Raw genomic sequence first — 25,725 nt, 5'->3', positions numbered from 1 at the left:
AACTCTCCCGGGCCTGCCAGCACATTATCATGGGGATAACATGCGTAAAATTAAACCTAACTTATTGGTATTAAGTGCATTGCTTTTTTTGCTGCTTGCACCGGCAGCGGTATCGGCAGATGAAAACCACGTCAATATAACAGTTATTAGCTACGGGACTCAGGATGCCTTTGAGGAGGGCTGGAATACAAGCACTTACAAAGACAATTTGAGTGTTACTTATTACGAATCAATGTACACGAACTTTTCTGAAATCGATCTTGGAAACCCGGACATCATATTTACCTACATGCTCTGGGGTTCAGTCTTTGAAGGGATTGGAGATGACCTCAACAGGGCAAAGGAGAATGGGTCTGTACTCATCGATATTACTTCTTTTCCCGGGGACAAATTCAACATCTCTGACTATGATTATGTTTACCCCGGGGATGAAGACGGAAGTACGGTCGAGAAGTACTTTTACAATATGGGGGTAAAGGAGGAGTTTCTCAAAGAAAACTCCCGGAACTTCCTGACTTACCTTGCCAAAAATTTCTCAAGCAAAATGGCCCTTACGAATGACTGGGAATATGAGCCCCCCATAATCCTGCCTGCCGGGCTTTACCATCCGGATTCTCCTGTCAATAAATACTGGTTCGACAACAACAGCGAATACCTTGAATGGTACGGCAACAGCTCAAACGGCGAGCACAGGGTCTATGCTCCGGACCGGCCCACAATTGGAATCTGGTTCCATAAAAGTGATTACAAAGACGGGAATACCGGGGTCGTGGACGCACTTATCAGGGACCTTGAAAGCAAGGACTGCAACGTGATTGCAGGTTTTGATACGTTTAACAATATCACCGATTTTTACTGTGACGAAAGCGGTGTACCTCTTGTCCAGTCTGCGATTTCTCTCAAGAGTTTTGCGCTTAATTATGACAACTACTCCCGTGGAATCGAGGAACTGGAACACCTGGATGTGGCAGTCCTGAAAGGCATTGTGGCCTCGGAATCCGAAGATCCCGCTGATGCTAACCGGGGGATTCCAACCGAAGAGGTCGCCCGAAAGACCATGGCCCCGGATAGAGACGGAATTTTTGAGTACATCGTGGTCGGAAAGAACATACAGATTTCCTGGAACGAGTACATATATGAGCCAATCCCCTCCCAGATTGACTGGATTGCAAACCGCTCGATAAACTGGGCTGAACTGAAACTCAAAGATAACAATGAAAAAAACGTTGCAGTTATCTATTACAACTACCCTCCCGGAAAAGACAACGTAGGGGCAAGCTACCTTAACTCTATCTCGAGCATGGTTTCCATACTTCAAAATATGAATGAAAGCGAAAGGAACTATGACATCGAGAATATCCCGGCAAACACAACGGAACTTCTGGACAGAATTCAGAGCCGGGGCAGGAATGTAGGAAACTGGGCTCCCGGAGAACTTGAGGTCATGGTTCAGGACGGAATTGAAAGTGGAGACATGGTACTCCTGCCAATGGAGACCTACAGGCAGTGGTTTGAGGCTGAAATTCCCGAAGTCCTCCGGAACGCAACCATTGCGGAATGGGGCGCTCCTTGGGAAGGGAATGTGCCTTCAAACAAAAGCCACATGATCTGGGAAAACGAAAGTGGGCAATATCTCGTGCTTCCGGCTGTCCGCTGCGGAAACGTCTGGTTAATGCCTCAGCCTGCCAGGGGTTTCATGCAGAATGATAATGCCATGTATCACAGCAACATACTCCCACCCCCGCACCAGTACATCGCTTTCTACCTCTGGTTGAACCTGAACGAGGAATGGCAGCCCGATGCCCTGATCCACCTCGGGACCCACGGGACTCATGAGTGGCTCCCGGGTCAGGCTTACGGAATGAACCGTACAGCGGAATGGGCTCCTCTCCTGCTTCGGGACATCCCGAACATCTATCCCTATATCGTGGCAAACGTAGGGGAAGGCCTTACTGCGGAATACCGCGGAAATGCCCTGATAATCGACCACCTGACCCCTACCCTTGAAAAGGGAGGACTGCACGGGGAAATGGCAGGACTTGCCGGAAACATCCAGACCTATTACGACCCTGCCATGGAAGGGACCGAGGTGCAGGAAAAATACCGGCAGCTCATAATCGATGAGATGCTCGAGCTCAATCTCGATGTTGACCTTGATGTAAACGAAAGCATGGTCGAAGAACTGAGGACCAATGAAACCGTCTTCAATGATTTCTTGAAAAACGTCCTCCATGAATATCTCGAAGAAATTTCCGAAGAAAATATTCCTTACGGTATGCATGTGTTCGGAGAGGTTCCTCCTGAAAAGAACCTTGAGATCGTTAGAAATGAACTTGTTTCCCTGGTCAGGGCGGCAATGGGTACTTCCTTTGAGGCAAATGTAACAGCTGCCTTCTATTCCGGCTCTCTGGAAGGCATCCCGGAAGGGGATACGGAGGTAGACCGGATGATAGGGGAAGTTGTAATCAACGGGACAGATCCGGTACAGGCCCAGAACAATATTTACGGTTCAAGTTACGATTCCGTAACCCAGGACCTTGAATCCGGAAAAGCTTACAGGGACAGGATCTTTGAACCCGAACTGGAAGACCTTCCATCACTTATAAGGTCAATTCTGGGCACTTCCTTTGAAGCGAATGTCAGCTCTGCTTTTTATTCCAACGCAAGCCTCTACCCCACCGGTATTCCTGATGACGATACGAAGGTAGCTGCCCTGGTCAGGGATGTCATCTACAACGGTACAAAGTATCGGGACGCTCAGGACGCAATCTATGGTTTTAATAACAGTTCTGTTAACATCGACCTGAAACAGGGGCTTGAATACAAAGACAGGGTTCTGGACCTGCACAGGGACGAGATGAGCCTGATGGTAAGGGCGATGCTGGGAAGTGGCTTTGAAGAAGATGTGGAAACTGCCTTTTATTCCAATGTAACGGAATACCCGCTCGGGATTCCCTCGGATGATACCAGGATGGACAGGCTTGTCTGGGAAGTGGTAAGCAACAATACCGGCCCTGACGCAGCCCAGGTCCTGGTTTACGGAAGCAGCGAAAATTCTGTTACCCTTGCCCTTGAGACCGGGCTCGAATACAGAGACCGGCTCAGACAGTGTACTCAGGAAATGGACCATTTGCTCTCAGCCCTTGAAGGCGGCTACATCCCTCCGAAGTCAGGCCGGGACCCGATCCAGAACCCGGATTCGATTCCTACAGGGTGTAACTTCTACGGGGTGGACTCGAGGCTTTACCCCTCGGAAGCTGCCTGGGAACTGGGGATTGCCATGACGAATTCCCTGCTTGAGGACTATTACGGAAAATACGGAGAATATCCGCAAAAAGTTTCGTTTTCAAGGTTCGGGGTGGAGTTCATAAGAGACCACGGAACTCTTGAAGCCGAAGTGCTTTACCTGCTTGGGATAAGGCCTACCTGGGATGATGAAAGCAAGCAGGTTAACGGGCTTGCGGTCATGAATGAGTCCGAGATGTATGCCCTCCTGCCTGCAGGTTCGCTCCTGAGAAACGAATCCCTTATCGGCAGGCCCAGGATCGATATTGTTTATGCGACCGCAGGGATGAGGGATGCTTTCCCGGATAAGATTAAAATGGTCGATGAGGCTGTCAGGCTTGCTGCCAATGAATCCACCGTTCCGGATACCAACTATACAAACTATGTTTATATTAATTCCCAGGCAATTTATATAGCTCTGAACAGGACCTATGACAGTGATACTGCCAGAAAACTTTCCACAATACGCTGTTTTGCGGTCATGGACGGGACCTATGAAATTGGGGTTGCCAATGCCATTGGGGCCAGCGGGACCTGGAAATATGAGGAAACGATTGCAGAGCTTTACCTCGATAAAATGGGTTATGCCTATGGGACAGATATCTGGGGCATGGATTGTCGGGACCTGCTGGAAGGAAATCTCAAGACTGTGGATGCGTCTGTCCACTCGGATTCTTCAAACCTTTACGATACCCTGGACAATGATGACTTTTTCCAGTATTTCGGAGGCATGAACCTTGTAACCAGATACCTCTCAGGGGAAACTCCGGAGATGTACGTCTCCGATACCCGGAGCTCGGATGCGGAAAACTGCGGGATGGTTTCGATGGACGAGTACCTGAAAAAGAACCTGCGGTCGAGGTACCTCAATGAGCAGTGGATCAGAGGCATGAAGGAATCCGGGTACGCCGGAGGCAAGATGATGTCCGAGTTTGTTAATAACCTCTGGGGCTGGGAGGTCTGCGACCCGGACCTTGTGGATGACAGTGACTGGGAAATGGTCTATGAAGCGTACATAAACGATCCTGACATGCAAGAATGGTTTGAGGAGAACAACCCTTACGCCATGCAGTCAATAGAAGCCAGGATGCTGGAAACCATGCGTAAAGGTTACTGGGATAATACCGAGATAAGAAACCAGCTGATTTCCGATTATATGAAGTCAGTGGTAGAGGACGGAGTAACCTGCTGTCACCACACCTGTGGAAACCCTTCACTTCGTGCTTACGTGCAGGGCCTGATGTCTGTTGCGGGAGTCAGTCAGGAGCTTCAGGACGCATACAACAAAAAGATCACTGAAGCAACCGGGTCCCAGGAGACTATCTCTACCCCTTCCCCCCGTACGAGTAGTAGCAATGGTGACAGGGGCAGTTCTACCCCGGTGGTAAAGAATGCGAACCAGACAACTGCTCAGGAAACTGAAGCTGGATACGGAACAAATACCCCCGAGGCTCTGGAAAGCCCTTCATCCTCTGAAGCTAAAGCCGATCCTTATGTGCAAGGCTACGAAATGCAGAAAGAGGCAGCTGATAGTTCGGAGGCAGGAAGTCCGATGTCTTTCTCAGGGTCTGACATTATAGGCACTTTGTTTGTACTTGCATCAGTGGGAGGTATCTATTTCGGGTTAAGGAAGAAGAAGTTTTGATGACTTTTCGGGAGAAAGGCACAACCATTTTTCTCTTTCGTGCCTTCTTCCTGTTTTTATATTCCTTTCTCCTTTTAGACTATGAAGTTCATTTTATTGAATACCAGGAAACAAAAAACACGAGTCATCTGTCAATTTTTATTTATTCATTATAACGTGTTGAGGTTTCTAAAATGTTCAAAAGAATTGCAATATTCATGACCATTTTTTTTATATCGGTCTAGGTTGCTTCGGCAGCAGAGATTGGAGTCGGGGTAAGTCCCGGAAAACTGAGTTTCGAGCTTAAGCCCGGGGCTCAGGAAGAACAATCGCTATATGTGATTAATACCGGTAGCGAGCTTGCAAGCTATACTATCTCTATCGATATTGATGCATATGAGAGCTGGTTCTCCATATCTCCGTCTTTTCTCAGCCTCCGGGCCGGGGAAAACAAAGAGGTTAAAGTAACACTAACTGTCTCTTCCTCTGCTAAAGCCGATGTGGACTGTAAAGTCCTGGTTGTGCCAACTTCCGGAACTGAGGTGATGGCCGGGCTCAGGGTTCCGGTTCACATAGATTTAGTCACCTCAAATTCCAACAACGGTGGTTCCTCAGGCGGTTCTTCCAGCGGTGGGGGTGGTGGAGGCGGCTCTCCTGAACCTGCAAGCAACGTTGAGTCAAAGGAACTTGCCCAGCAGTTTGTTGTAAACGGGAACCGGGTAAGGTTCGCTTTTACACAGGGAGCCACATCAGTCGACTACGTGGAATTTGACGCTAAAAAGAGTGCCGGAAAAATAAGCACCATTGTTGAAGAGCTGAAAGGGCAGTCTACACTGACCCCAAACGAACCTGAAGGGGAAGTCTATCAGCACCTTAATATCTGGGTTGGAAACGGAGGGTTTGCAACTCAGGAAAACATAGGAAATGCCGTTGTAGGCTTCAGGGTAAGCAAGGCCTGGATCAAAGAAAACAACATCGATGTGGCTTCAATCACTCTTCAGCACTTTGCCGACGAGAGGTGGAGTTCCCTTCCAACCACAAAGGTAGAGGAAAATGAAGGCGAAGACGACGGGTACTTTTATTTCAAGGCCGAAACCCCGGGTTTTTCTCCTTTTGCCGTTACGGGACAGAAAATAGGATACTCCGAAACCAAAGTTTCAGCTACTGATGAAACAGATTCCAAAAACACACAAAGTAAAGCTTCTGTCAAAAGTGAAAATGAAGGGGAAGAGGAAACTGAAAGCAGTCCCGGCTTCTGTTCGATTCTTGCAGGAGCAGGAATTGCGGTATCAGCCGTCCTGCTAAGGAGAAAAAAGTTCCTATAAAGAGTTTCCAATGAACTGTATAAGGATTGTTTTTGATGAGCAGGGGTGAAGGAAGATTCACCTATTCTTTTTTACTTACATTTTTTTGTGATTAAGTGGGTATTATTTTTTATGGCGAAGTCTCATTTTGTTCCAGCTTTTTTGACAGTTTGTTATCTTTTTGGGTAACAACCGTTAGCCAAAAAATAGGGCTTATATGCTAAATAAACTCAACTTGAGTTGTCCCTTAAGTGGAGACTCTTTTTATGAAAAATGTGAAACCACCTCTTATATATAAACAAGATCCGCCTCATGGCCGGCTCCTCAGTATATTATTTATTGACAGTTACCGGCATTTACTCAACTTATAGAAAGTAAACTTGTGTTCAATTATTGGAATCCTATCTTTTCAGAGTTGCATCTTCCCGATATTTTCCCATTTCCGGGAATCTTATTCAAAAAGAAGTTTCGACCTGAAATTCTCGTTTCTTTGCAATCTTTAACCTGGTGTTCAACCCCCACCAGGGCTTACATATTTCGATTTTTCACGAGGAGATACAATGGAAATAATTCGAAATAATAAATTAAAAAATCCTGTGCAACCCGCTAAAGTTTTAGGATTGATGTTTTTACTGCTTATGCTGCTGGTTTCGACAGTTCAGGCTGCATCAGCCGAAGGTGTAGATTGTGAACTGGTTGCAAATACAACCTGTGACGAGAATGGGTATTATATTTTTTCCAATCTTTCCAATGGAAACTATACCATTGTCACAACGAATTATTCTGATTCTTATAATAGATGGTACTCTGCCTCACTAAATATTACGGTGAATAAGAATCTAATTGATCAGAACCTGCAGATAAACAGCAGTAATAATATTGATCATTACTGGGTTCAGGACTTATTGAATAATTCCTCTTATTCAGGCTCCTCTGGTCCGGGTTTTTCCGTTTCGGGGATTTCCTACGTTAAGAATCTAGATCATCCAAAAATGAGCATTGTTGTTTTACTTCAGAATAAGTCAGGAAGTGGATTTGTAGCTGTTCCCCACCTATCGGATTCCGGGGATTCCAGAGATTCTGGGGATTCTGATAAGAACGATACAGGATCACAAGACCCGGAAGAAAACCAGAACTATACATCCGAATATATATTCGAATTTTTTTCCAATACTACCAGTAATGAAAATGGTGAGTACCTTTTTACCGATGTTCCAAATGGGGGATACATACTTTCTTCCGTAATCCACAGCACTGCCATGGGTGGAATGTGGCTAACCAATGAAAGTGAATTTGTTGTCGAAAACAGGCAGCCTGTGGTTGTTAACTATACCATGAAAAAACACGAGGAAATCGACCACTCCGCCATTCTTTCTTACCTTAACAGGACCACCGTATCTGGCTGGACCCTGAGTAAGAGCGGTTCTGCAAAGGTCGGAGCAGACCTTGTCCTTACCACTCCGGAAGGCGAGTTCATTGCCAACACCACAAGTGACGCAGCCGGTTCTTATCTTTTCACAGATATTCCTAATGGGGGATACAAACTTTCTTCCGTAATCCACAGCACTGCCATGGGTGGGATGTGGCTAACCAATGTCAGTGAATTTTCAATAGAAGATGGGCAGCCTGTGTTTGTTAACTATACCATGAGATTGCATGAAGATATCGATCATAATGCTATCCTTTCTTACCTTAACAGAACCACTGTCTCCGGCTGGACCCTGAGTAAGAGCGGCTCTGCAAAGGTCGGTACCGACCTTGTCCTTACCACACCGGATGGTGAGTTCATTGCCAACACCACAAGTGACGCAGCCGGTTCTTATCTTTTCATGGACATCCCCAACGGGGAATACCAGCTCTCTTCCGTAATCCATAGCCCCGCCATGGGTGGGATGTGGCTAACCAATGTCAGTGAATTTTCAATAGAAAATGGGCAGCCTGTGTTTGTTAACTATACCATGAAAAAACACGAGGAAATCGACCACAGCTCTATTCTTTCTTACCTTAACAGGACCACCGTCTCCGGCTGGACCCTGAGTAAAAGTGGTTCTGCAAAGGTCGGAACCGACCTTGTTCTTCTTAAAAAGGCCTCTGGATCAGTCCCGCTTTCAAATGCACCTCATCTCAACATTTCCATAATAACGGGATACGCAAATTACGATCTTAAATTAAAGAACCTGGCTGAGAGGATCAACAACAACTCCTCCCTTAATATGACGTTTTCCTATTACCTCCCTGCCACAAGTGGGGAAGATGTTGACCTCAGTAACATGGATATAATTTATATTAACATGTTTACCGACAGTGCCGGAAAACTTGAAGCCACGGTCAATGAAGCGATAGCAAACGGGGCGGTTGTTGTCGGGTATAACCACTATTTGAATGAAAGTGTAAACGAGTCTTCGCTCCCCACTCCCTTTACGGATGTGGAGGATTTCAAGGCCTACCTTCAGGATTACTGGATCTACGGGGCCACGGATGATTCAAACTTTGATAACATGATTTTCTACCTGTCTCAAAAGTATTATGGCCGGGATGACCTTGAGTTCCTGGCTCCGGAGGGGGCTCCTAGTGCCATTTATCACCCTGGTCTGACTGAAAGGTCCTCTGACAACTCCTGTTTCACGTCCAATATAACTGAATACTTTGAGTGGTACACCAGTAGAAACGAAACTGAGCACTCTTTCGATCCGAATGTTCCCACCGTAGGGATACTTTTCTATCTTTCTTATTATCCCCAGGACATGCAGCCCTTTGATGCTCTTATAGAGGAGTTCGAGTCCAGAAACGTGAACGTTATACCCTGCTATGGATCCAGCAAGGAATTCGTTGACGGATACCTGAATTACAGTGACTCTACAAAAGTGGACCTTATAATTTCCCCAACCTACCGCAGCCAGTATTTCAGTGTGGATAAACTGGGAGTTCCTGTAATCAACTGCCTTCTCAACGGGTACATGAACCTTACCGAGTGGCAGGAGTCCAGTGACCCCTTAACAAGCACCTACATGATCAGGATGTACAGGCCCGAAACCTGGGGCTGGATCGACCCGATGATGATCGCTTCTGAAGAAATCGACCCTGAAACAGGTACGGAGATGTATGTCCCTGTTTCCGGACAGGTTGACTGGCTTGTTGATCGAGCGGTTGCTCAGACAGAACTTTCAAGCAAGGACGAAGCGGATAAAAAAATCGCAATCATCTACTACAGTCATGGTTGTGGGAAAGACAGCATCGGAGCGTCTTACCTTGAGGTCATCCCGAGTATACGAAACCTCCTGAAAGGAATGGCAGATGCTGACTATGACGTAAACGAGACTTTGATCCCGAACCAATCCGAATTAACGGACTTGATGGTTAAACAGGGCACAAACATAGGAACCTGGGCTCCCGGAGAACTTGAAAATCTTGTTAATTCGGGAAAAGCCGAACTTCTCCCCGAATCCACCTATCTGACCTGGTTTGAGGCTCTGCCTGAAGTCCGCAAGGAAGAAGTAATTGAAATGTGGGGCCCGGCTCCCGGCGAAATAATGGTCTATGAAGACGCTTCCGGAGATAGATTCCTTGTTATTCCGAAGGTTGAGCTAAGTGAGAATGTTATCCTTGTCCCCCAGCCGACAAGAGGCTGGCTCCAGGACAGTGAAGTGCTCTATCACTCCACGGAACTTCCCCCGCACCACCAGTACATAGCCTTCTATCTCTGGCTCCAGAATGAGTACGGAGCCGACGCAATCGTGAACATGGGCCGGCACGGAACTGTGGAATGGCTACCCGGAAAGGAGTTCGGACTTTTCAGAGACGAATGGCCCGCAATCATGAACGGGGACATCCCGGTAATTTACCCTTATGTCATGGACGGCATGGGGGAAGGAATGCAGGCCAAACGTAGAGGAAACGCCGTGATCATAGACCACCTGATTCCCCCGGTCGTACTTTCCGAAAGTTACGGGAACTACAGTGAACTAAGTTCTAAGATTTCCCAGTACCTAACCCTGCCTATCGAATCCGATCTGAAAGAGATGCGCATGCAGGAAATAGTTGAGCTGACTCTGGAGCTCAATCTGGATGAATCGGTCAACGTAAGTCTCTCCGAAAGCAACGAAACCGAAGATGAATTCCTTGATGGGCTTGAAGACATCCTCCGGGAACTCAGGACCACTTCCATGCCTTACGGGCTTCACATCCTTGGGACCTCTCCCGAAGGAGAAGAACTTACTCAGATGGTTTACTCAATGCTGGGCTCTGGCTTCACTGAAGAGGTAGCTGCTCTTAATAATTCAAGAGCCAACGATACTGCTCCCGAAGTCGCTCCACTTGAACTCCTTGACCTTGTTTTGCTTCAAAATGAGAACATCACGGATGCTCAGCAGCAGGTCCTCGGGAACAGTTCCGGAAAGGTAAGCGATTACCTGGTCACAGCTCAGGAATACGCGGAAAAACTTGGAGAAAGCAAAAACGAGATTCAGCAGATCCTCAAGGCCCTTGATGGCAAATATATCGAGGCAAACCTCGGAGGAGATCCTGTCCTTCGGCCGGACGCTCTTCCCTCAGGCCGAAATTTCTATGCTTTTGATGAACAGCTGATCCCCACAAAGCAGGCCTGGAAACTTGGAAAGGATATGGTCAACCAGACAATTGAAGCCTACAAGGTCGAACACGACGGAGAATACCCGAAGAAAATCGGTTTAATCCTCTGGGCCGGAGAATCCACCCGGCACGAGGGTGTAATGGAGGCTGAAATTCTTTACCTGCTCGGGGTCAAACCGGTCTGGGATGAGGATGGAGGAGAAGTCGAAGACGTTGAATTGATCAATTCTTCGGAACTTAACAGGCCCCGCATTGACGTGCTTGTGCAGATTTCCGGGCTTTACAGGGACACCTTCCCACATAAGGTCAAACTGCTCGATAAGGCGGTCTACCTTGCGTACAACGCCCCGGATAAGCAGTATGGGGAAGATGACGAGAGACCCACTCCCGAATACATCCCCTATAACCCGGTTGAAAACACAAATTATGTGCGGGAAAACACAAATGACATGTTCTTGGGTCTGAATACCTCCTTACAGAACGAGACCGCTTCAATGACCATAGCTCTTCTCAGGGTCTTTGGGCCTGCTGACGGGTCTTACGGGACCGGAATGGCAAACGCGGTTTCCGCAAGCAATACCTGGGAAAACAACAGTGAACTTGCCGACCTCTACATAGACCGGATGAGCAACGCCTATGGTGAATATGTCTGGGGCGAAAGTGCGGCTGAAATTGTTGAGCAGTTCCAGGTCGATGGAAGCTCTCTTGAAAATACTGATGTTTTTGAGGATAATCTGGAAGACATCAGGGTTACAGTCCATAGTCGGAGTTCCAGTACCTACGGGGCTCTGGATACCAATGACTTCTATCAGTATCTTGGAGGCCTGAACCTTGCAGTAAAGTATATTTCCAACATTGATCCCGATTCTTACATCACAAACCTTCAGAACCCGGGGGCTGAAGAAGTAGAAACCCTGAGTGCTTACCTCACAAGGGAAATTACCACCCGGTATCTTAACCCGAAATGGATCAAAGGTATGAAGGAAAGTGGTTTTGAAGGCGCGGGTCAGATGTCAGATTTCATTGAAAACCTCTGGGGCTGGGAAGCCACTAACCCTGACCTCATCAGTGATGATGTCTGGAACCAGGTGTATGGGACTTACTCTGGAGATTCCGATCTCGGAAAATGGCTCAAATCAGAAAATCACTATGCTTACCAGTCTATGACCGCCCGGATGCTGGAAACTGCTCGCAAGGACAACTGGGATGCCTCGGATGAAGTCCTCAGAAACCTTGCCACAGAATATGCCGAGTCTGTTGTACACGATGGGGTCACCTGCTGCCACCACACCTGTGGAAACCCTCTCCTTAACAGTTATGTGGAAGGCCTGGTCTCGGTTCCCGGTTTCAGTGAAGCAATAAAAGAGGCAACCACGAAGACCGTTACAAGCAGCAAGAGCTCCCACAGTAGTTCGAATAAGAATGCTGTGGAGCCTCAGATCGAAAGCAACCAGAGCAGTTCTTTTGAGCAGGCTGACGCAGGGTATGGCCAGGAAGCTTCGGATCCTGTTCACAAGACCCAGCCGTCAGAGTCTCAGCCTGACTACGTTGAAGGTTACGAGATGCAGAAAGAGAATACGGACCAGGCCGAAGAAGGGGGAAGCATGTCCTTTTCCGGGTCTGATATTGTAGGTACACTTTTTGTGGTTTCGGCCCTCGGGGCGGTTTTCCTTGGTTTAAGAAGAAGGAAGTTTTGAAGAAAATAAGACACTTTGAAAAACAAATAAAAAGAATTTAGATAAATTAAAAAGAATTTAGAAAAATTAAAAATGAGTTTAAAAAGGGTCTAAAGTGTGGATAAATCCCTTTTCAGCTCATTTTTTCCTTTTCAGTCCTTCGTTTCAATCTTTTTTCTCAGTTCTTTCCTCTATCTTCTTGATGTAAGGCTTTATGTCAAGCACAGGGGTCCCGTTGATTGCGTCCAGGCCTTTTACATGGAGCACATTGCCTTCGACCTTCAAAAGCTCGACAATGGTAAGCCCTATCCCGTTTGGCCTGTGAGGGGTTCGGGAGGCGAAGAGGCCGGCCATTTCTCCGTCGTACCTGCGCCGGTGGATCAATTCGTAGTTTTTTGATTTGCTGAAGTTGAAGAGGATATGGAGCTTTTCAAAGTCCTCTATACGAAAGAGGCCATCTATAAATTCTTCTTTGAGGATGATTTTCGAGACTGCCTGATAGACCTTTTCACTGTAAACCGGCTCAAGATAGTCGTTTTCCACGTAGCCTATGGGGATCATTTCGATTTTTTCATCCGTTCCGTTTTCGGTCATTCCTTTTCCTCGTAGCAGGGGATACAGACTATCTTTCCGGCTTTGATCCGGCCAAGGGGTTCCATGAAGCCTTCTCCGCATTCGCTGCAAATAAGGGTCGGGTAAATTATTGCTTTTTCGGGGGGCTCAATTTCTATTTCTTTTACCCAGAAAAGCTCTTCTTTGGGCATGTCCAGAATACTCTGGCTTTTTTCTTCGTGGAGGGTGCGGAACTCTTTTGCTTCTTCAGGGCTTGCGGTTCCTGCTCTGAGTTTTGCAAAAAGGGCCGTGTGCCGGGGGTCCGTCGGAAAAGCCGTGGGTTTCATGGATATCCTCAGGGCCTTTTCGTCTCCCCTTTTGAAGAAGGTGTAGATGTGTTTCCCGTGATCCTTGAAGACCAGGTTCCCCTTTCCGAAGGTGCAGCCGTTGATCACCTGGATTGCGTCTGCAGAACATGATTTATTTTCAATGACCGCTACAAGTTCCTCGTCTCCGGCCCGTTCCCCGAAGCGCTCTTCCGCAAGTTTTGCAACTCTGTACCCGATCGAGATGCCAGGGCAAACATGCCCATGAAATTCCACAGCTTTTTTAAAGTCCAGGTTTTCAGCTCCTTATAAATAATTTTTAAATATATGTGCAGTAAGATAGTAAATGATAATAAACAATTGTATCTTATGGAATACTATTTATAAATTTTGTTATACTTCATGTTACCAAAAACAGGTCTGATCTTATTAAGGAATGTTACCCTTATCGTATTTTCAGAGTTTCCCCTGTGCAGCCCAACATTTTTTTTCCGGCTTTCTGGAAAATCAGGGTAGGTAATTGAAATTTTCGAAAGCTATATATAAATACGGATTCAAAAAAAAGGCCCGAAATGAACAGTTCACTACTTGAGTTGATTTTCCTTTCCGAAAAACGAACCGGGCTTCTTTTACTCCTCAAAGACGGGCCCAAAAGCCTTGAAGAGCTCATGGCCGTTCTTGAGATCAATCAGGTCGCCATCCTGCCTCAGATCAAAAAATTAAAGGACAAAAAACTCCTGGTCCGGGAAGACGATATATGCAGGCTTTCTCCTCTCGGAGAGGCCATTGCCGGAAGAATAGAGCCTGTGATCGGGGCCATGCGCCTGTTTTCAACTAATCCTGATTACTGGAAGGGACATTTACTCGAAGCTATCCCGCTCCATCTCCTGGAAACTATTCATGAACTGGAACCCTGCACTTTCTCCAGAACGCTGGACAATGCGCATTTTTTTGAACCTCATAGAGAGTTTGTGGAAGAGCTGGATAAATCCTCTTCGATAAAAGGACTTACTTCCGTTTTTCATCCCTTTTATCCTGAGATGTTTCTGGGGTTTGCGGAAAAAGGGGCCGAGGTCTCGCTTATCGTTACCGAAGCTATTTTTGAAAGGGTACGGGACGAGTATGCCCCCCAGCTTGAAAAGTTTCTTAAGTTCGATAACACCCGCTTTTACATTTGTAAAAAAGAAATACAGCTGGCATCCATGCTAACGGACCATTTTTTGTCTCTTTCCCTTTTTTACCCTGCCGGCATCTTTGACCACAGAAAAAAAGTGCTCAGTTCCGGATCCGGGGGCCTTAAATGGGGAGAAGAGCTCTTTGAACATTTCCGTTTAATATCTTATGAAATAACGGAAATCTGAAAAATTGGGTTGTGGGGTTGGATTACTGAAAACCATAAGAACAAGATTTCTCTACATTTTTCCCAAACACGGAGGATGTGCTCATTTTTCACCTCCACAACCTACTATATAATGGTTGATGGTTTTATTTCATATTTGGAATATGATCCTTTTAGTTTATGCTGGAAATCTCGTCTCTGGTTGGCTATCTTTTCGTGCTGTCTGGCAAGTTGTTTTAGTGCTTTTTTATGGTTTTGTGATCGTTTTTCTTTGTTGTTTATCCTTCTCTGGAGAATTAAGACGTTGTTCTGAGTTTTTAAAGTGTCTCGGATTTTCGACTTTTTCCCCGGCTTCTTGCAGCTTCCAAGATTCCCCCATTAAATAAATTTTAACTCACCAACACATACAGATTTTCTGGAAACCCTTATTTCTTGTTGCAAATGGATTTGCCGCTGTTGGCTCCTATGGAAATATCAGTTCCAATTGTGGTTCTGATGTGCCAGTATGGTTCCGTGCATTCAGGCGTCAGTGGCAAGGAGAGTGCCATGGCTACAAAGGTATCTCCACATTTCATCGTATCCATGATCCCAATTGCTTTTTTGAAGTCAACTTTATAGGAGTCAAAAGCCTTTATTCCAAGGGGGCAGTGTATTGGTACCGGTTGTGTCATGCCGAATAATGGATATTGAGCCGCATAGAAGCTGTAGCAAACTCCATCATCAGTTTTGCATACATAGTCCCAGCCCAGAACCTCTTCTGGTGAATTTCCTGCCCCATTTTTTATTCGGGCTTCTTTTAACATAAGCCCTTCAAATTTTACTTTTCCTAATTTGGCTGCTGCCTCTTTCATAATTTCTTCCAACGAAACCATAATTACTCCCTCTTTTCTATTTTTTTAATATTCCAAATATAAATTGTTTTTATAGCAACTATCTATGATTTTTCAGAATTTCACTAAATAAAAACATGAAGTATTATCACTAACTATACAATTTTTTGTATATCTATTTTACTAGTATTAAATATATCATTAAAATATATTAATACTTTTATTAAAAAAGGTACTACATTATGGGTTGGAGTAAAAGATTAGAAAACACATACATCATAAAGAATAAAATTGAGCGGATATAATTTTTTTTGTCTCTCACATATCTTTTTCTCTTCCAGGTCTTTTTTCCCCGAGGATAGCTATAAATCGGAATCTTTTCAATCTTATTTCATGAAACAAGTCCAGGAAACCGCAGAAAAGATCCGGACAATGGAAATCCGGGGTGCGGGAAGAATCGCAAAAGCCGTAGCTGGAGCCATCAGAGACTATGCCGAAAACCTGAAGGCCGGCAACATCGAAGAGTTTAACGAAAAAATTGAAAATGTAGCTCAACTCCTGATCAGCACCCGGCCGACGGCAGTCTCCCTCCCGAACGCCGTCAAGCTCTCGACCCGTCACAGTTCGGAGTCCGTGGAAGAGGCCAGGGGCGAGGTCATTGAAAGCGCCTCTCGCTTTATCGAAAACGCCGACCTGGCTCTTGAAAGGATAGGAATAATCGGGGCCAGGCGCCTGATGGACGGGGACGTCATCATGACGCACTGCAACTCAAACGCTGCCCTTGCCATCATCACAACGGCCTTTAAGGACGGAAAAGACATAAAAGTCCTCGCAACCGAAAGCCGCCCCCGCCGGCAGGGCCTTCTTACCATCAAGCACCTGAACGACTTTGGAATCCCCACAGACCTTATTGTGGACTCGGCCGTACGCTACCACATGAAAAAGGTTGACCGGGTAGTTGTTGGGGCCGATGCCATAGCCGCAAACGGGGCTCTCGTAAACAAGATCGGGACCTCCCAGCTCGCCCTTGCCGCCCACGAGGCCCGAAAAAGTTTCATGGTAGCGGCCGAGACTTATAAGTTCAGCCCGAATACCATCATAGGAAACCCCATAGAAATCGAAGAAAGGGCCGTAGAAGAAGTAATAGATCCTAAAATCCTGGCGGGGCTTCCCCATGTTGGCGTAAAAAACCCGGCCTTTGACTTTACCCCTGCCAGGTACATCGACATGATAGTAACCGACGCAGGGATCATACATCCCGCAATGGCCTATATCATCATAAAAGAGCACCTGGGCTGGGAACTCGGAGAAATTTAAATTTCCTGTCTGAAATCTTTCCTATCCGAAATCGTCCCGTCCACGATCCTGAGCACCCTCGAACACTCCTTAGCCACATCCGGGTCGTGGGTGACCACAATAATGGTCTGCCCCTTTTCACTCAGGGTTTTGAACACTCTGACAACGGAGTCTCGCGTCTTTGACTCAGCTTTCAAAGAAGAGCTATTTTTGCCTTGATTTGCCACAAAAATCAGTGGCAAGGAAGATCCGTTAAAAAAAATATTTGTAAGGCCTAAGTTCTAAATTACATTTAAAAAGCCTATTGTATCTGTTTTTTGAAGAAATATCTTTATATACGTAGAACCTAAATTTATATCATGGTTTTTTTAAAACAGAAAATAATCAACGGTAAAAAATACTGGTATATTATTAAAACTGGCAGAATTGATGGAAAAGTGAAAACTATATTTCAGATATATTTAGGCAATGCCGAAAAAATATTTGAAATGAAAAAACAGAGTGAATCATTGCCCTACATGAAACTGAAATCTTTTGAGTACGGCAAACTTGCCGCACTTCTTCATGTGAATGAAGAGCTTGGATTCGTTGACATAGTGAACAAGCACACTATGAAAAAATCAATCGATGGTTTAAGTGTCGGAGAGTATCTTTTACTTGATATAGTGGGGAAATCTCATGGAGTTTTAAGTGAAAACGGTATTGGGGAATGGTTCAAAAAATCGGCCTTATCTTTTAAGTGGAAATTCCCTCATAAATTAAATTGTCAGAATTTTTTGAATCATATGAATTACATTGATTCCGACACAATGAAAAATATTGAAGACGATTTGTGCCGAGTTCTCATCGAAAAAGGACTAACCCCTTCAGTACTGTTTGTGGATGAATCAAACTGGTTCACTTATGCTACCAATTATGTATCTATTCAGGGTAAGGGTGGCACATTTTCAATCGCCGCATGAAGTGAACTTATAGTAGGTATATTATTCTTTATTAGTGTAGATATGTATCCCCTAATTCTAAAGAAAACATCTGCTCCATGGGGTTTCCTAAAATCTCCCGATATTTTTTGCTGAACTGTTATCATTCTGAGATCTCTTTCTGCTTGGTTGTTACTGAAAGGAACTCTTAGATCCGTAGCAAACCTCAAGATTTCTTTTTCATACTTTGAAAGTCTATCAAGGAGATTTTTTGCATCGCTCTGCGCTTTTCTTCCTCTTTTAACCCCATTGTCTTTCGAGATTTCAGGTGGAGGATTGTCCTCAAATCCTTTCATTAGTATTGACTGATACTTTTCTTTAAAGGTCTTGAGCGTATCTTCATCTATTTGTATGCCCTGTTTTCTGGCAAAGTCTGCGCATTTTTTAATTTCATATAGGAGATCAGACATCTCCTCAGCCCACACTTGCTTGAATATGTTATAAATGTCTTTAAGTTCTCTTTGAATGTGGACATTACATGCCGCATGTTCACATTTGTATTTAAAATAGGGTTTCCAGAAATCGTGGACTATAATTCCTCTATATTTAGGCAACACTCCCATTTTATTCATTGCTTTTGATCCTCGACTCCTATTATGGAAATAGTATGTATATTTTTTTGTAGAGATTAAATGGCAGTATTCCCCTTGACCACCAACGTCGATTCCAGTTTCATCACCATGGATGACATTTTCTTTTATCAGTTGCTTCTTGATGTGGTTTGTAGCACCTTTCAACTTGTGAAATAACTTATTTTCTGCCCTAATTATTGTACCAACGCTTATATCAAATCCAAAGGCATCTTTAAATAATTTCTTGATTCGGTCATAGGGAATCAATTGGTAGTTTCGGAGGTAAATTGCAATTGTTAAAACCATATTGCCATATTGGACAGGTTTTGTAATTGATTTCGGAAAAGCAGCTTTGTTTTTGCGGTTACAATAAGGACATTTTTTGATCTCAGCACGATGTTCGGTCACTTTACGCCTTACAATTATTTCAAATTCTTGTCTCTTCTCGTAATTTATAACTTCAATCTTCTCAATGTTACAACCACAATGTTCACATTTATGTAGCTTATAAATGATTGTTTTATCAGGATTTTTAATCATCCTTAATGTAGAACCAGGATGCCCTTTTTGGCCGCCAGGACGTCTAAAACTTCCTTTTTGTGAACCTTTTGATTGAGGTATTTTATCAGTAGAATTGTTAGTAGAGGGAAGTCGATTTCTTTTTTGGTTTTGGTTATTCTTTTTTAGGCGAGATTCTAACTCATTAAGTCTTTCTCGAAGTTCGGTGTTTTCGGATTCAAGATTTTCATATCGAGATTCAAGCTCTTCGTGTCGAGATCCAAGATCTTCATACCGAGATTCAAGCTCTTCGTGTCGAGATCCAAGATCTTCATACCGAGATCCAAGATCTTCATACCGAGATCCAAGATCTTCATACCGAGACTCAAGATCCTCAATATATGAAACAATGGATTCAGGGTCTGAACGGCATTGAGTAAGAATCTCTTCACATTTCATAAACCTCATTCCAAAATCCGATGATTTTTATATTAATCTATATGAAAAAAGTAATTGTTGAGTTTATACGAAATATAAGTTAGAAACAGAGGTAGCTGAATAGATACCCAATTATGATGAAAAAAGTGAATTGCTTCATAAAGGGTATAACAAAAAGCATCGTAAAGACAAAAATCAGGTATCTGTAGCGCTGGCTGCTAATGATTACAACTTACCTTTTATTCACGAGACATATCCAGGAAATGTGCATGATTCAGAGGAATTTTCAGGTCTGGTTGACAAAATAGTAAACCGTCTAACCGAATTGAATATTTGTTCGGAAGACCTTGTTCTTGTTTTTGATAAGGGAAACAATTCAAAGGACAACATTGAAAAAGCAACTTCAAAGATGAATTTTGTAGGGGCTGTAAAAGCAAATCAGGCAGATGATCTTCTTGAAGTGCCATTATCTAAATATCAATTTTTATATGAAAGCTCAGAAGGCCACAAAATTTATGGCTATCGGACAAAGCATCAGTTTTACGGGACAGAATTTACAACAGTAATTACTTTCAATGAAGGAACTCACAAACTTCAAAAAAGAACTTGTGAGTCAAATATGTCAAAAATAACTGAGAATCTGGAAGACCTACAGAGGAGACTGGAAAGCAACAGAGGAAAAGCAAGAAACAGGAGCAGTGTAGAAAAAGAGGTTGCAGACATTATTATCAAAAAATACAGAAGTATGGTGAAATATGAAATTACTGATGCTCCTGAAGGTAAGAAAAAACCTCAGTTAAAGTTCTGGATTGACGAAGAGAATAAAAATAAGCGCGAAAATTCATTAGGAAAAAATATACTATTTACAGATAAGCACCGTTGGCACACTAAAAAAATTGTGCAAACATACAACAATAAAGGCGCTATAGAGGATGATTTTAAGCTATTGAATGATCACCTGCTTGTCCCTGTGGGACCGGTGTACCACCACAAAGATGAAAATATCAAAGTTCACGTATTTCTGTCTATAATTGGCTTACTTTTCTACAGATATTTAGCCTGGGAGACAAAGAGATATGGTCTTTCTATGAGAAGACTAATTGAAAATTTGTCCGAAATTAGGCTGGCAGTTATCCAGGATAAAGAATCAAATAAGTGTAATATTATTCTGGAAGAGATGAGTACAAAGCAAGCATCATTATTTTCTTTCTTGAACTTGGGTAATTACCTGCCACCCCAATAAAAACGTCATCAGTAGGATTATTCATTCCTTAGGCCCACACAAACAAAGCCGCTTGATAACGGAAAAACATGCATCTTTGAAAGTAAAGTTTGAGTCCACTTCTCCCGTGGGCTCGTCGGCCAGAATAAGGGCCGGCCTGTTTGCAAGAGCCCGAGCAATCGAGACCCGCTGCTGCTCTCCTCCGGAAAGTTCGGTCGGCTTATGGGTCAGGCGGTCGCCCAGGCCCATTTCTTCAAGGAGTTCTTTTGCCCTCTTTTTCCTCTCCTTTTTAGGCACTCCTGAAAAACGCATAGCAAGCTCCACATTCTCCAGGGCCGAAAGGGTCGGGATCAGGTTGTAGTGCTGGAAAATAAACCCAATTTTTTCCCTCCTGATCCGGGGCAGCAGTTTGTCAGGCACTTCCGTAAGCTCGACCCCGTCAAGGATGGCCTTTCCTCCACTTGCTTCTTCCAGCGTGCCCAGGAGGGCCAGGAGAGTGGATTTGCCCGAGCCGCTCGGGCCCATGATCGCAAGGAGTTCTCCTTTTCTCACCTCCAGGCAGGCCGACCGCAGGGCATATACCGGGACTTTGCCCTGTGTGTAGGTCCGGGAAAGGTTTTCTACCCTGAGGATTACTTCTTTTTCCGTCCCTGCTCCTCCAAAATCACGCATGTTTCAAAGCCTCCATGGGGCTCATTTTTGAAGCTCTGTAGGCCGGGTAAAGCCCCGAAAGGGCCCCTATGAAAAGGGCGAAGATCATTGCGATTATCAGCAACCTCGGGGTTATCAAAAAGAGCACTATCCGAGTCTTTTCGAGCCAGGCATTAATAACCCCTACGGCTCCGACCCCCACCAGGATCCCCAGCACTCCCCCCATCAGGCCCATGCAGCAGGCCTCTCCGAGAGTGAGAAGGAGGATGTCCTTTGTTTCGGCTCCAATGGCCTTGAGAATCCCGAACTCGCGGGTCCTTTCCGCAACGGACATGAGCATCGTATTCATCACGCAGAGCCCTCCGATAATGGCTGCCAGGAGTCCGGAACTGATAGTAATCACGCTGAAGATCATGAAGGACTGTCGGGCCTGGGTCCGGAGTTCTCCGGGGGAAAGCGTGCTCGTCCCCTTCACGCTCAGTTCGATCCTTTTTGAAAGCATCTCGGCATCCAGGCGCTCGTCGGGTACGGCAAAGATGTAAGAGATGGAGTCCCCCACATTGTAAAGGTCCTGGGCGGTCTCAAGGGGGATTATTACTGCGTTATCAAAGATCGAACCTGTATAGTCCAGGATTCCGACCACGTTAAAATACTTGTCATGGATTTCAAACCTGCTCCCGACCCCAAGTCCGTACTCTCGCTTGATGTTGCTCCCGACCACGACATGGTAGGAGTCGCCGGGGTTCAGAAAACGTCCTGCTTTCAGCTCCACGGGAGAGAGGGCCACCGAAGACTTTTCCGGGGGTACTCCCAGGATCTGTTTTCCGGTCATGCCCATCTTGTCCTCGTCAAACGTGGTCATCAAAAGCCCGTATGCGTCCTTTACCCCGGCCACCCTCAGGACGTCGCTGACCTTATCGTCGGTAAGCCCACCTCCAAAAACCCCGCTTTCCGCAAAAACCCTTATTTTGTCGCTGGTAACATCCATTGAGCGCTCAAAGGTCTGGTGGAAGTTCTCGGACATGGCTCCCATGACTATAACCGCGAAAATTCCGAGGGCTATTCCGCAGATGGTAAGGGTGCTCCGGACCTTCCGGCTCGTGATGTTTCGGATTATCAGGTCAAACATTCTTTTTTCTCCCGGAGAAGAGGCAGAGGCAGACGACCAGAAAAACCCCGAGCCCCACAGCCGCCCCCGGCCCCGGGGATTCCTCAACAGGCGTAGCCATTGAAACAGGTTCAAAGACCCTGAGCACGGTCTCATGGGAGTCAAGCACCTCCCCTTCCAGATTCAGGGCATAGATTTTGACGTTATAGTCCCCTCGTGGGACTCCCTGCCAGATAATCCCTAAAGTGTCCTCTCTGCCTGCGGGCAGGATATCCGCGGGCTCTTCAAAGACCCATTCCTCTCCAGCCCCGGAAGTCAGCACGACCCGCACGACTCCGTCAAAGGGGACCTGGGACTTTCCGACAAGTGTGACACTTGCCCCGTATTCGTCCACGTCCACGTCCCTGTCGAGAATTTCCACGTCCTCGCCCGCTCTGAAGTCCGAGAGGTAAATAGAAGTCAGGGCCGGGGAATGCGCCCTGATTTTCAGAAAGGCTGTGTAGTCCTTTCCTTTTTCGAGCAGGAAGGGCCAGTACATCGCCTGATAATGAGCTTCAAGGACAGGGATATTTTTCATATCCTCGGAATACAGGATTTCCGTGCCCGAAAGCAGCCGGAGCTCCAGGTCCACAATGCCTGGCTGGGGCATCTGAATAAAACTGAGTTCTCGCGGGCTTATGAGGGCCGAGGCCTTCTCGGCGTCCGCGGAAAAGTCCACAACTTTAAGGGTCGAGAGGGTCGGGTTTCTGTAAGAAAAGGAATACTTTTTGCTTGCAAGGTTTTTTCCTTCAGCTTCCACGGAAATCCGGGCGGTATAGGAGTCTTTTTTCTCCCCGGCGACCTCTTCCAGTCCCCAGAAGTGGATTTTTGTGATTTCTTCTCCTGCTTCCACGGAACCCAGGGGCAGGGTTTTTGCCTTCAGGACTTCTTTTCCGGAACTTAAGGAGAGGTTCAGGGACACGTTTTCAACTGGTTTTTCAAAATAGATCGTGGTATCGCAGAGTTCATGGTCGGAAAAAAAGTCAGTGATTGAGGCATTTTCAATAACCTGTCCACCTGCTACGTTTCCGTTTATTTCGGCCCCGGCGGCCGGAAGAGTTAGGAAACTGAAACACAGGAAGGTAAAACAGAAAAGTAAAGCAAGAATGATGGGAAAAAATGAACATGTTCCTTGAATGTTTTTGAGAACAGTTTTTGGAGTTATTTTTGGAGTAATTTTCAGTATAGCTTTCAGAATTTCTAGGTTTTCAGGCAGTTTCAAGTCCCTTTCCTCCTCATGCAGCCAGCTTTTGGATCTCCTCGGCTTTTTGCATAAAGAGTGTATGTTAGAACCTGTATGTTTATTTTTTGATTTGTATAGAGCGGTATCTATATTCTTTAACAGATATTTTAAGAAAAGGGGTGGGCCGGATTATGGCCTCTCAAATTTTTGTCGTAATCCGGGTCCCGCAGGCAATGGGGGTTTTTTCGCCTGTTTCGGAGTTGAGTACCTCTTCCAGGAGAACCGGATCCCATCCGTCCATAACCAGCACGTCCAGCCCGCAACGTTCGATGATCTTTGCGGCGACCGGGTCCACCGGAGACTTTGAGCCTGCCTTCATCTCGATTGACATTACGATTTTAACAAGCTCGGCCGGGGAGATGATGTCGTATTTTATGGCCTCGGGGTCGCTGTTCGGGTCTGCGGAGTAAACTCCGTCAATGGAGGTTGCAATCGAGAGCAGGTCAGCCTGCAAAAACTCGGCTAGGATTGCCGAGACCGCGTCTGTTGTCTGGCCCGGGGTGACTCCGCCCATGACCACCACTTTCCCGGAGGAAAGGGCCTTTGCGGCTCCCAGGTAGTCGGTCGGGATCCCGGGGTAAGCGTCCCTGCCCAGGGCCGAGATCAGAAGCCTCGCATTGAGCCTTGTGACTTCGATGCCTATCATGTCGCAGGTCACCTCGTCCGCCCCCACTCCACGGGCGGCTGTTATGTAGTTTCGAGCAGCTTCCCCGCCCCCGGTTACCACCAGGATACGGTGTTTTTTCGAAAGTGTTCGAAGCGCTTCAGCGTATTTTAAAAAGCGTTTCGGGTCAAGGTTTTTAGCAAGAATTGAACCGCCTAAGGATAGTACTATGAGCATTGTGATCTGTAAGCATTAAGATAGCTGGTTTTTAAAATTATCGCTGTGGAAGTTAATGTTAACCTTTCGGGCTAAACGAAAATTCCAAATAAGCAGAAAACCTAAAGCCCCACAAAGCATGAGGATTCTTTTTATTTCCTTTAAAAATTCATTTAATTTCTTTTATTTTAATTTTCAGGTGGCATATGGATCTAAAAGATATTTTAAAGGCCGTTAAGGATGGAAAACTGGACCCTGAGGCCGCGGAAGAGCAGCTCAAAGGCTTTGGTTTCACGTCCTATTCCAATATCGCAAAAATCGACACCCATCGGAGGCACCGGACCGGGATCATGGAAGCCGTGCTTGCCGAGGGCAAGGAACCCGCTGACGTTGTGGAAATCGCAAAGATCCAGGTGGCGGACGCGGGCCGGGCCCTTATCACCCGGGTCTCGGAAAAACACCTGGAGGCCTTGCAGGCTGCGTTTCCCCCCTCCGAACTCGAATGGAACGCTCGCGCCCGCTCGGCGGTCGTGCATGATGGGACTCCGGCTCCCCGGACAGGCGGGGTCGTGGGGATCATCTCCGCGGGGACCGCGGATGTGCCGGTTGCGGAAGAGGCCAGGGTCGTGGCCTCGGAAATGGGGTGTGAGACCGTGGCCATCTACGACGTGGGGGTTGCCGGAATCCACAGGCTTATTCCCGAACTCCAGAGGTTGAAGGAGAAAAATCCGGGGGCTGTGGTTGTTGCCGCAGGGCGGGAAGGGACTCTTCCGACAGTGGTCTCGGGCATGATCGACGTGCCGGTAATAGGGCTCCCTGTCTCAACAGGCTACGGGGCCGGAGGTAAAGGGGAAGCAGCCCTGCTTTCCATGCTCCAGTCCTGCTCCATCATCTCCGTGGTAAACATCGATGCGGGGTTTGTGGCCGGGGCCTTTGCGGCCCGGATTGCGAACCTTATAGCAGCCGCGTACGAGGCTGGAAAAGCGAAATGATTCGATTTAGCTGAATAAAGTGAAAGCAGGCAGGAATTTTTGTCAACTACCCCCACCTAAAACCTTCGCCTAACGGCTCAGGTTTTTGAGGACGGGGCTTGTTTCGGCAAGTCCCTGGTTGACCAGATCGCCAGTAAGGAGCTTTGTAATACTGGCAGCCGATACGAAAGAATATTATAGTTACCCTGGAATGCCGCCTCAGTTTCAGGCTCTAAGGATGCTGGTTAAACAGTCCTGAGAGGTAGGGACAGTGCTTGCATCATACAAACCTTTCAGTATCAGATCGAGAGGAAGCCGGATTTGGTGGGTTGACTCCATAGACCCCAATACGCATAACTCCAAA

General features: G+C 46.0%; 15 protein-coding genes and 2 pseudogenes. 8 read left to right on the top strand and 9 right to left on the bottom strand.

Annotation, left to right across the window (positions count from 1 at the left end; translation table 11 throughout):
* The first annotated feature begins 79 nt into the window (after nucleotides 1-79).
* The 3 genes from ACZ5QV_RS05365 to cobN all read left to right on the top strand — a co-directional run bounded on the left by ACZ5QV_RS05365 (nucleotide 80) and on the right by cobN (nucleotide 12,497).
* Nucleotides 80-4,930, top strand: coding sequence for a cobaltochelatase subunit CobN (locus ACZ5QV_RS05365; RefSeq protein ID WP_464601562.1), 4,851 nt, complete (start codon nucleotides 80-82; stop codon nucleotides 4,928-4,930).
* Between the two features lie 317 nt (nucleotides 4,931-5,247).
* Nucleotides 5,248-6,234, top strand: coding sequence for a PGF-pre-PGF domain-containing protein (locus ACZ5QV_RS05360; RefSeq protein WP_464601561.1), 987 nt, complete (start codon nucleotides 5,248-5,250; stop codon nucleotides 6,232-6,234).
* Between the two features lie 971 nt (nucleotides 6,235-7,205).
* Complete coding sequence (gene cobN / locus ACZ5QV_RS05355; protein ID WP_464601560.1) at nucleotides 7,206-12,497, top strand: cobaltochelatase subunit CobN; 5,292 nt, start codon at nucleotides 7,206-7,208, stop codon at nucleotides 12,495-12,497.
* A gap of 144 nt (nucleotides 12,498-12,641) precedes the next feature.
* Here the strand turns inward: cobN and tsaA are convergent, their stop codons facing one another.
* Nucleotides 12,642-13,070 (bottom strand): tRNA (N6-threonylcarbamoyladenosine(37)-N6)-methyltransferase TrmO, encoded by a 429-nt coding sequence (gene tsaA / locus ACZ5QV_RS05350; protein ID WP_464601559.1) that lies wholly within the window; start codon nucleotides 13,068-13,070, stop codon nucleotides 12,642-12,644.
* Nucleotides 13,067-13,630 carry an FmdE family protein gene (locus ACZ5QV_RS05345; protein WP_464601558.1) on the bottom strand — a complete coding sequence of 188 codons (564 nt, stop codon included), beginning with the start codon at nucleotides 13,628-13,630 and terminating at the stop codon, nucleotides 13,067-13,069. The genes tsaA and ACZ5QV_RS05345 overlap by 4 nt, the downstream gene beginning before the upstream one ends.
* 296 nt (nucleotides 13,631-13,926) lie before the next feature.
* On the opposite strand from ACZ5QV_RS05345, the gene ACZ5QV_RS05340 reads away from it, so the two are divergent.
* Nucleotides 13,927-14,715 carry a helix-turn-helix transcriptional regulator gene (locus ACZ5QV_RS05340; protein ID WP_464601557.1) on the top strand — a complete coding sequence of 263 codons (789 nt, stop codon included), beginning with the start codon at nucleotides 13,927-13,929 and terminating at the stop codon, nucleotides 14,713-14,715.
* A gap of 403 nt (nucleotides 14,716-15,118) precedes the next feature.
* Here ACZ5QV_RS05340 and ACZ5QV_RS05335 read toward each other — a convergent pair whose 3' ends face one another.
* Nucleotides 15,119-15,565, bottom strand: a complete 447-nt coding sequence (locus ACZ5QV_RS05335; RefSeq protein ID WP_464601556.1) for a hypothetical protein — start codon at nucleotides 15,563-15,565, stop codon at nucleotides 15,119-15,121.
* Nucleotides 15,566-15,916: 351 nt separating this feature from the next.
* On the opposite strand from ACZ5QV_RS05335, the gene ACZ5QV_RS05330 reads away from it, so the two are divergent.
* The gene (locus ACZ5QV_RS05330; RefSeq protein WP_464601555.1) at nucleotides 15,917-16,840 is read left to right on the top strand and encodes a ribose 1,5-bisphosphate isomerase; all 924 of its coding nucleotides are present in this window, start codon (nucleotides 15,917-15,919) and stop codon (nucleotides 16,838-16,840) included.
* Here the strand turns inward: ACZ5QV_RS05330 and ACZ5QV_RS05325 are convergent.
* Nucleotides 16,837-17,046, bottom strand: coding sequence for a hypothetical protein (locus ACZ5QV_RS05325; RefSeq protein WP_464601554.1), 210 nt, complete (start codon nucleotides 17,044-17,046; stop codon nucleotides 16,837-16,839). The two genes, ACZ5QV_RS05330 and ACZ5QV_RS05325, sit on opposite strands and share 4 nt — an antisense overlap.
* Nucleotides 17,047-17,178: 132 nt before the next feature.
* On the opposite strand from ACZ5QV_RS05325, the pseudogene ACZ5QV_RS05320 reads away from it, so the two are divergent.
* Nucleotides 17,179-17,736, top strand: a pseudogene (locus ACZ5QV_RS05320) (IS1634 family transposase); the annotation flags it as partial.
* Between the two features lie 8 nt (nucleotides 17,737-17,744).
* On the opposite strand, the gene tnpC reads toward ACZ5QV_RS05320, so the two are convergent.
* Complete coding sequence (gene tnpC / locus ACZ5QV_RS05315) at nucleotides 17,745-19,328, bottom strand: IS66 family transposase (RefSeq protein WP_464600643.1); 1,584 nt, start codon at nucleotides 19,326-19,328, stop codon at nucleotides 17,745-17,747.
* 109 nt (nucleotides 19,329-19,437) lie between these two features.
* On the opposite strand from tnpC, the pseudogene ACZ5QV_RS05310 reads away from it, so the two are divergent.
* Nucleotides 19,438-20,550: pseudogene (locus tag ACZ5QV_RS05310) on the top strand (IS1634 family transposase); the annotation flags it as partial.
* Between the two features lie 21 nt (nucleotides 20,551-20,571).
* On the opposite strand, the gene ACZ5QV_RS05305 reads toward ACZ5QV_RS05310, so the two are convergent.
* The 4 genes from ACZ5QV_RS05305 to pyrH form a co-directional block, all read right to left on the bottom strand.
* Entirely contained in the window at nucleotides 20,572-21,201 is a 630-nt protein-coding gene (locus tag ACZ5QV_RS05305) for an ABC transporter ATP-binding protein (protein WP_464601553.1), read from the bottom strand.
* Nucleotides 21,194-22,309, bottom strand: coding sequence for an ABC transporter permease (locus tag ACZ5QV_RS05300; protein WP_464601552.1), 1,116 nt, complete (start codon nucleotides 22,307-22,309; stop codon nucleotides 21,194-21,196). Before ACZ5QV_RS05300 ends, ACZ5QV_RS05305 begins: the two co-directional genes overlap by 8 nt.
* Nucleotides 22,302-23,549, bottom strand: a complete 1,248-nt coding sequence (locus ACZ5QV_RS05295) for a hypothetical protein (RefSeq protein WP_464601551.1) — start codon at nucleotides 23,547-23,549, stop codon at nucleotides 22,302-22,304. The genes ACZ5QV_RS05300 and ACZ5QV_RS05295 overlap by 8 nt, the downstream gene beginning before the upstream one ends.
* 160 nt (nucleotides 23,550-23,709) lie before the next feature.
* Nucleotides 23,710-24,411 carry a UMP kinase gene (gene pyrH, locus ACZ5QV_RS05290; RefSeq protein ID WP_464601550.1) on the bottom strand — a complete coding sequence of 234 codons (702 nt, stop codon included), beginning with the start codon at nucleotides 24,409-24,411 and terminating at the stop codon, nucleotides 23,710-23,712.
* A gap of 185 nt (nucleotides 24,412-24,596) precedes the next feature.
* On the opposite strand from pyrH, the gene larB reads away from it, so the two are divergent.
* Nucleotides 24,597-25,382, top strand: a complete 786-nt coding sequence (larB, locus tag ACZ5QV_RS05285; RefSeq protein WP_464601549.1) for a nickel pincer cofactor biosynthesis protein LarB — start codon at nucleotides 24,597-24,599, stop codon at nucleotides 25,380-25,382.
* Nucleotides 25,383-25,725 lie beyond the last annotated feature (343 nt).

The organism is Methanosarcina baltica, assembly GCF_055394095.1.
Note: the sequence above shows the minus strand (reverse complement) of the source record. Positions and strands in the feature narration are given on the sequence as shown.

Bases quoted from the DNA above. Each gene is read 5' to 3' on its own strand.
- cobN (WP_464601560.1), top strand. From the start codon at position 7,206: ATGAGCATTGTTGTTTTACTTCAGAATAAGTCAGGAAGTGGATTTGTA.
- tsaA (WP_464601559.1), bottom strand. From the start codon at position 13,070: ATGACCGAAAACGGAACGGATGAAAAAATCGAAATGATCCCCATAGGC.
- ACZ5QV_RS05340 (WP_464601557.1), top strand. From the start codon at position 13,927: ATGAACAGTTCACTACTTGAGTTGATTTTCCTTTCCGAAAAACGAACC.
- ACZ5QV_RS05335 (WP_464601556.1), bottom strand. From the start codon at position 15,565: ATGGTTTCGTTGGAAGAAATTATGAAAGAGGCAGCAGCCAAATTAGGA.
- ACZ5QV_RS05330 (WP_464601555.1), top strand. From the start codon at position 15,917: ATGAAACAAGTCCAGGAAACCGCAGAAAAGATCCGGACAATGGAAATC.
- tnpC (WP_464600643.1), bottom strand. From the start codon at position 19,328: ATGAAATGTGAAGAGATTCTTACTCAATGCCGTTCAGACCCTGAATCC.
- ACZ5QV_RS05305 (WP_464601553.1), bottom strand. From the start codon at position 21,201: ATGCGTGATTTTGGAGGAGCAGGGACGGAAAAAGAAGTAATCCTCAGG.
- ACZ5QV_RS05300 (WP_464601552.1), bottom strand. From the start codon at position 22,309: ATGTTTGACCTGATAATCCGAAACATCACGAGCCGGAAGGTCCGGAGC.
- pyrH (WP_464601550.1), bottom strand. From the start codon at position 24,411: ATGCTCATAGTACTATCCTTAGGCGGTTCAATTCTTGCTAAAAACCTT.
- larB (WP_464601549.1), top strand. From the start codon at position 24,597: ATGGATCTAAAAGATATTTTAAAGGCCGTTAAGGATGGAAAACTGGAC.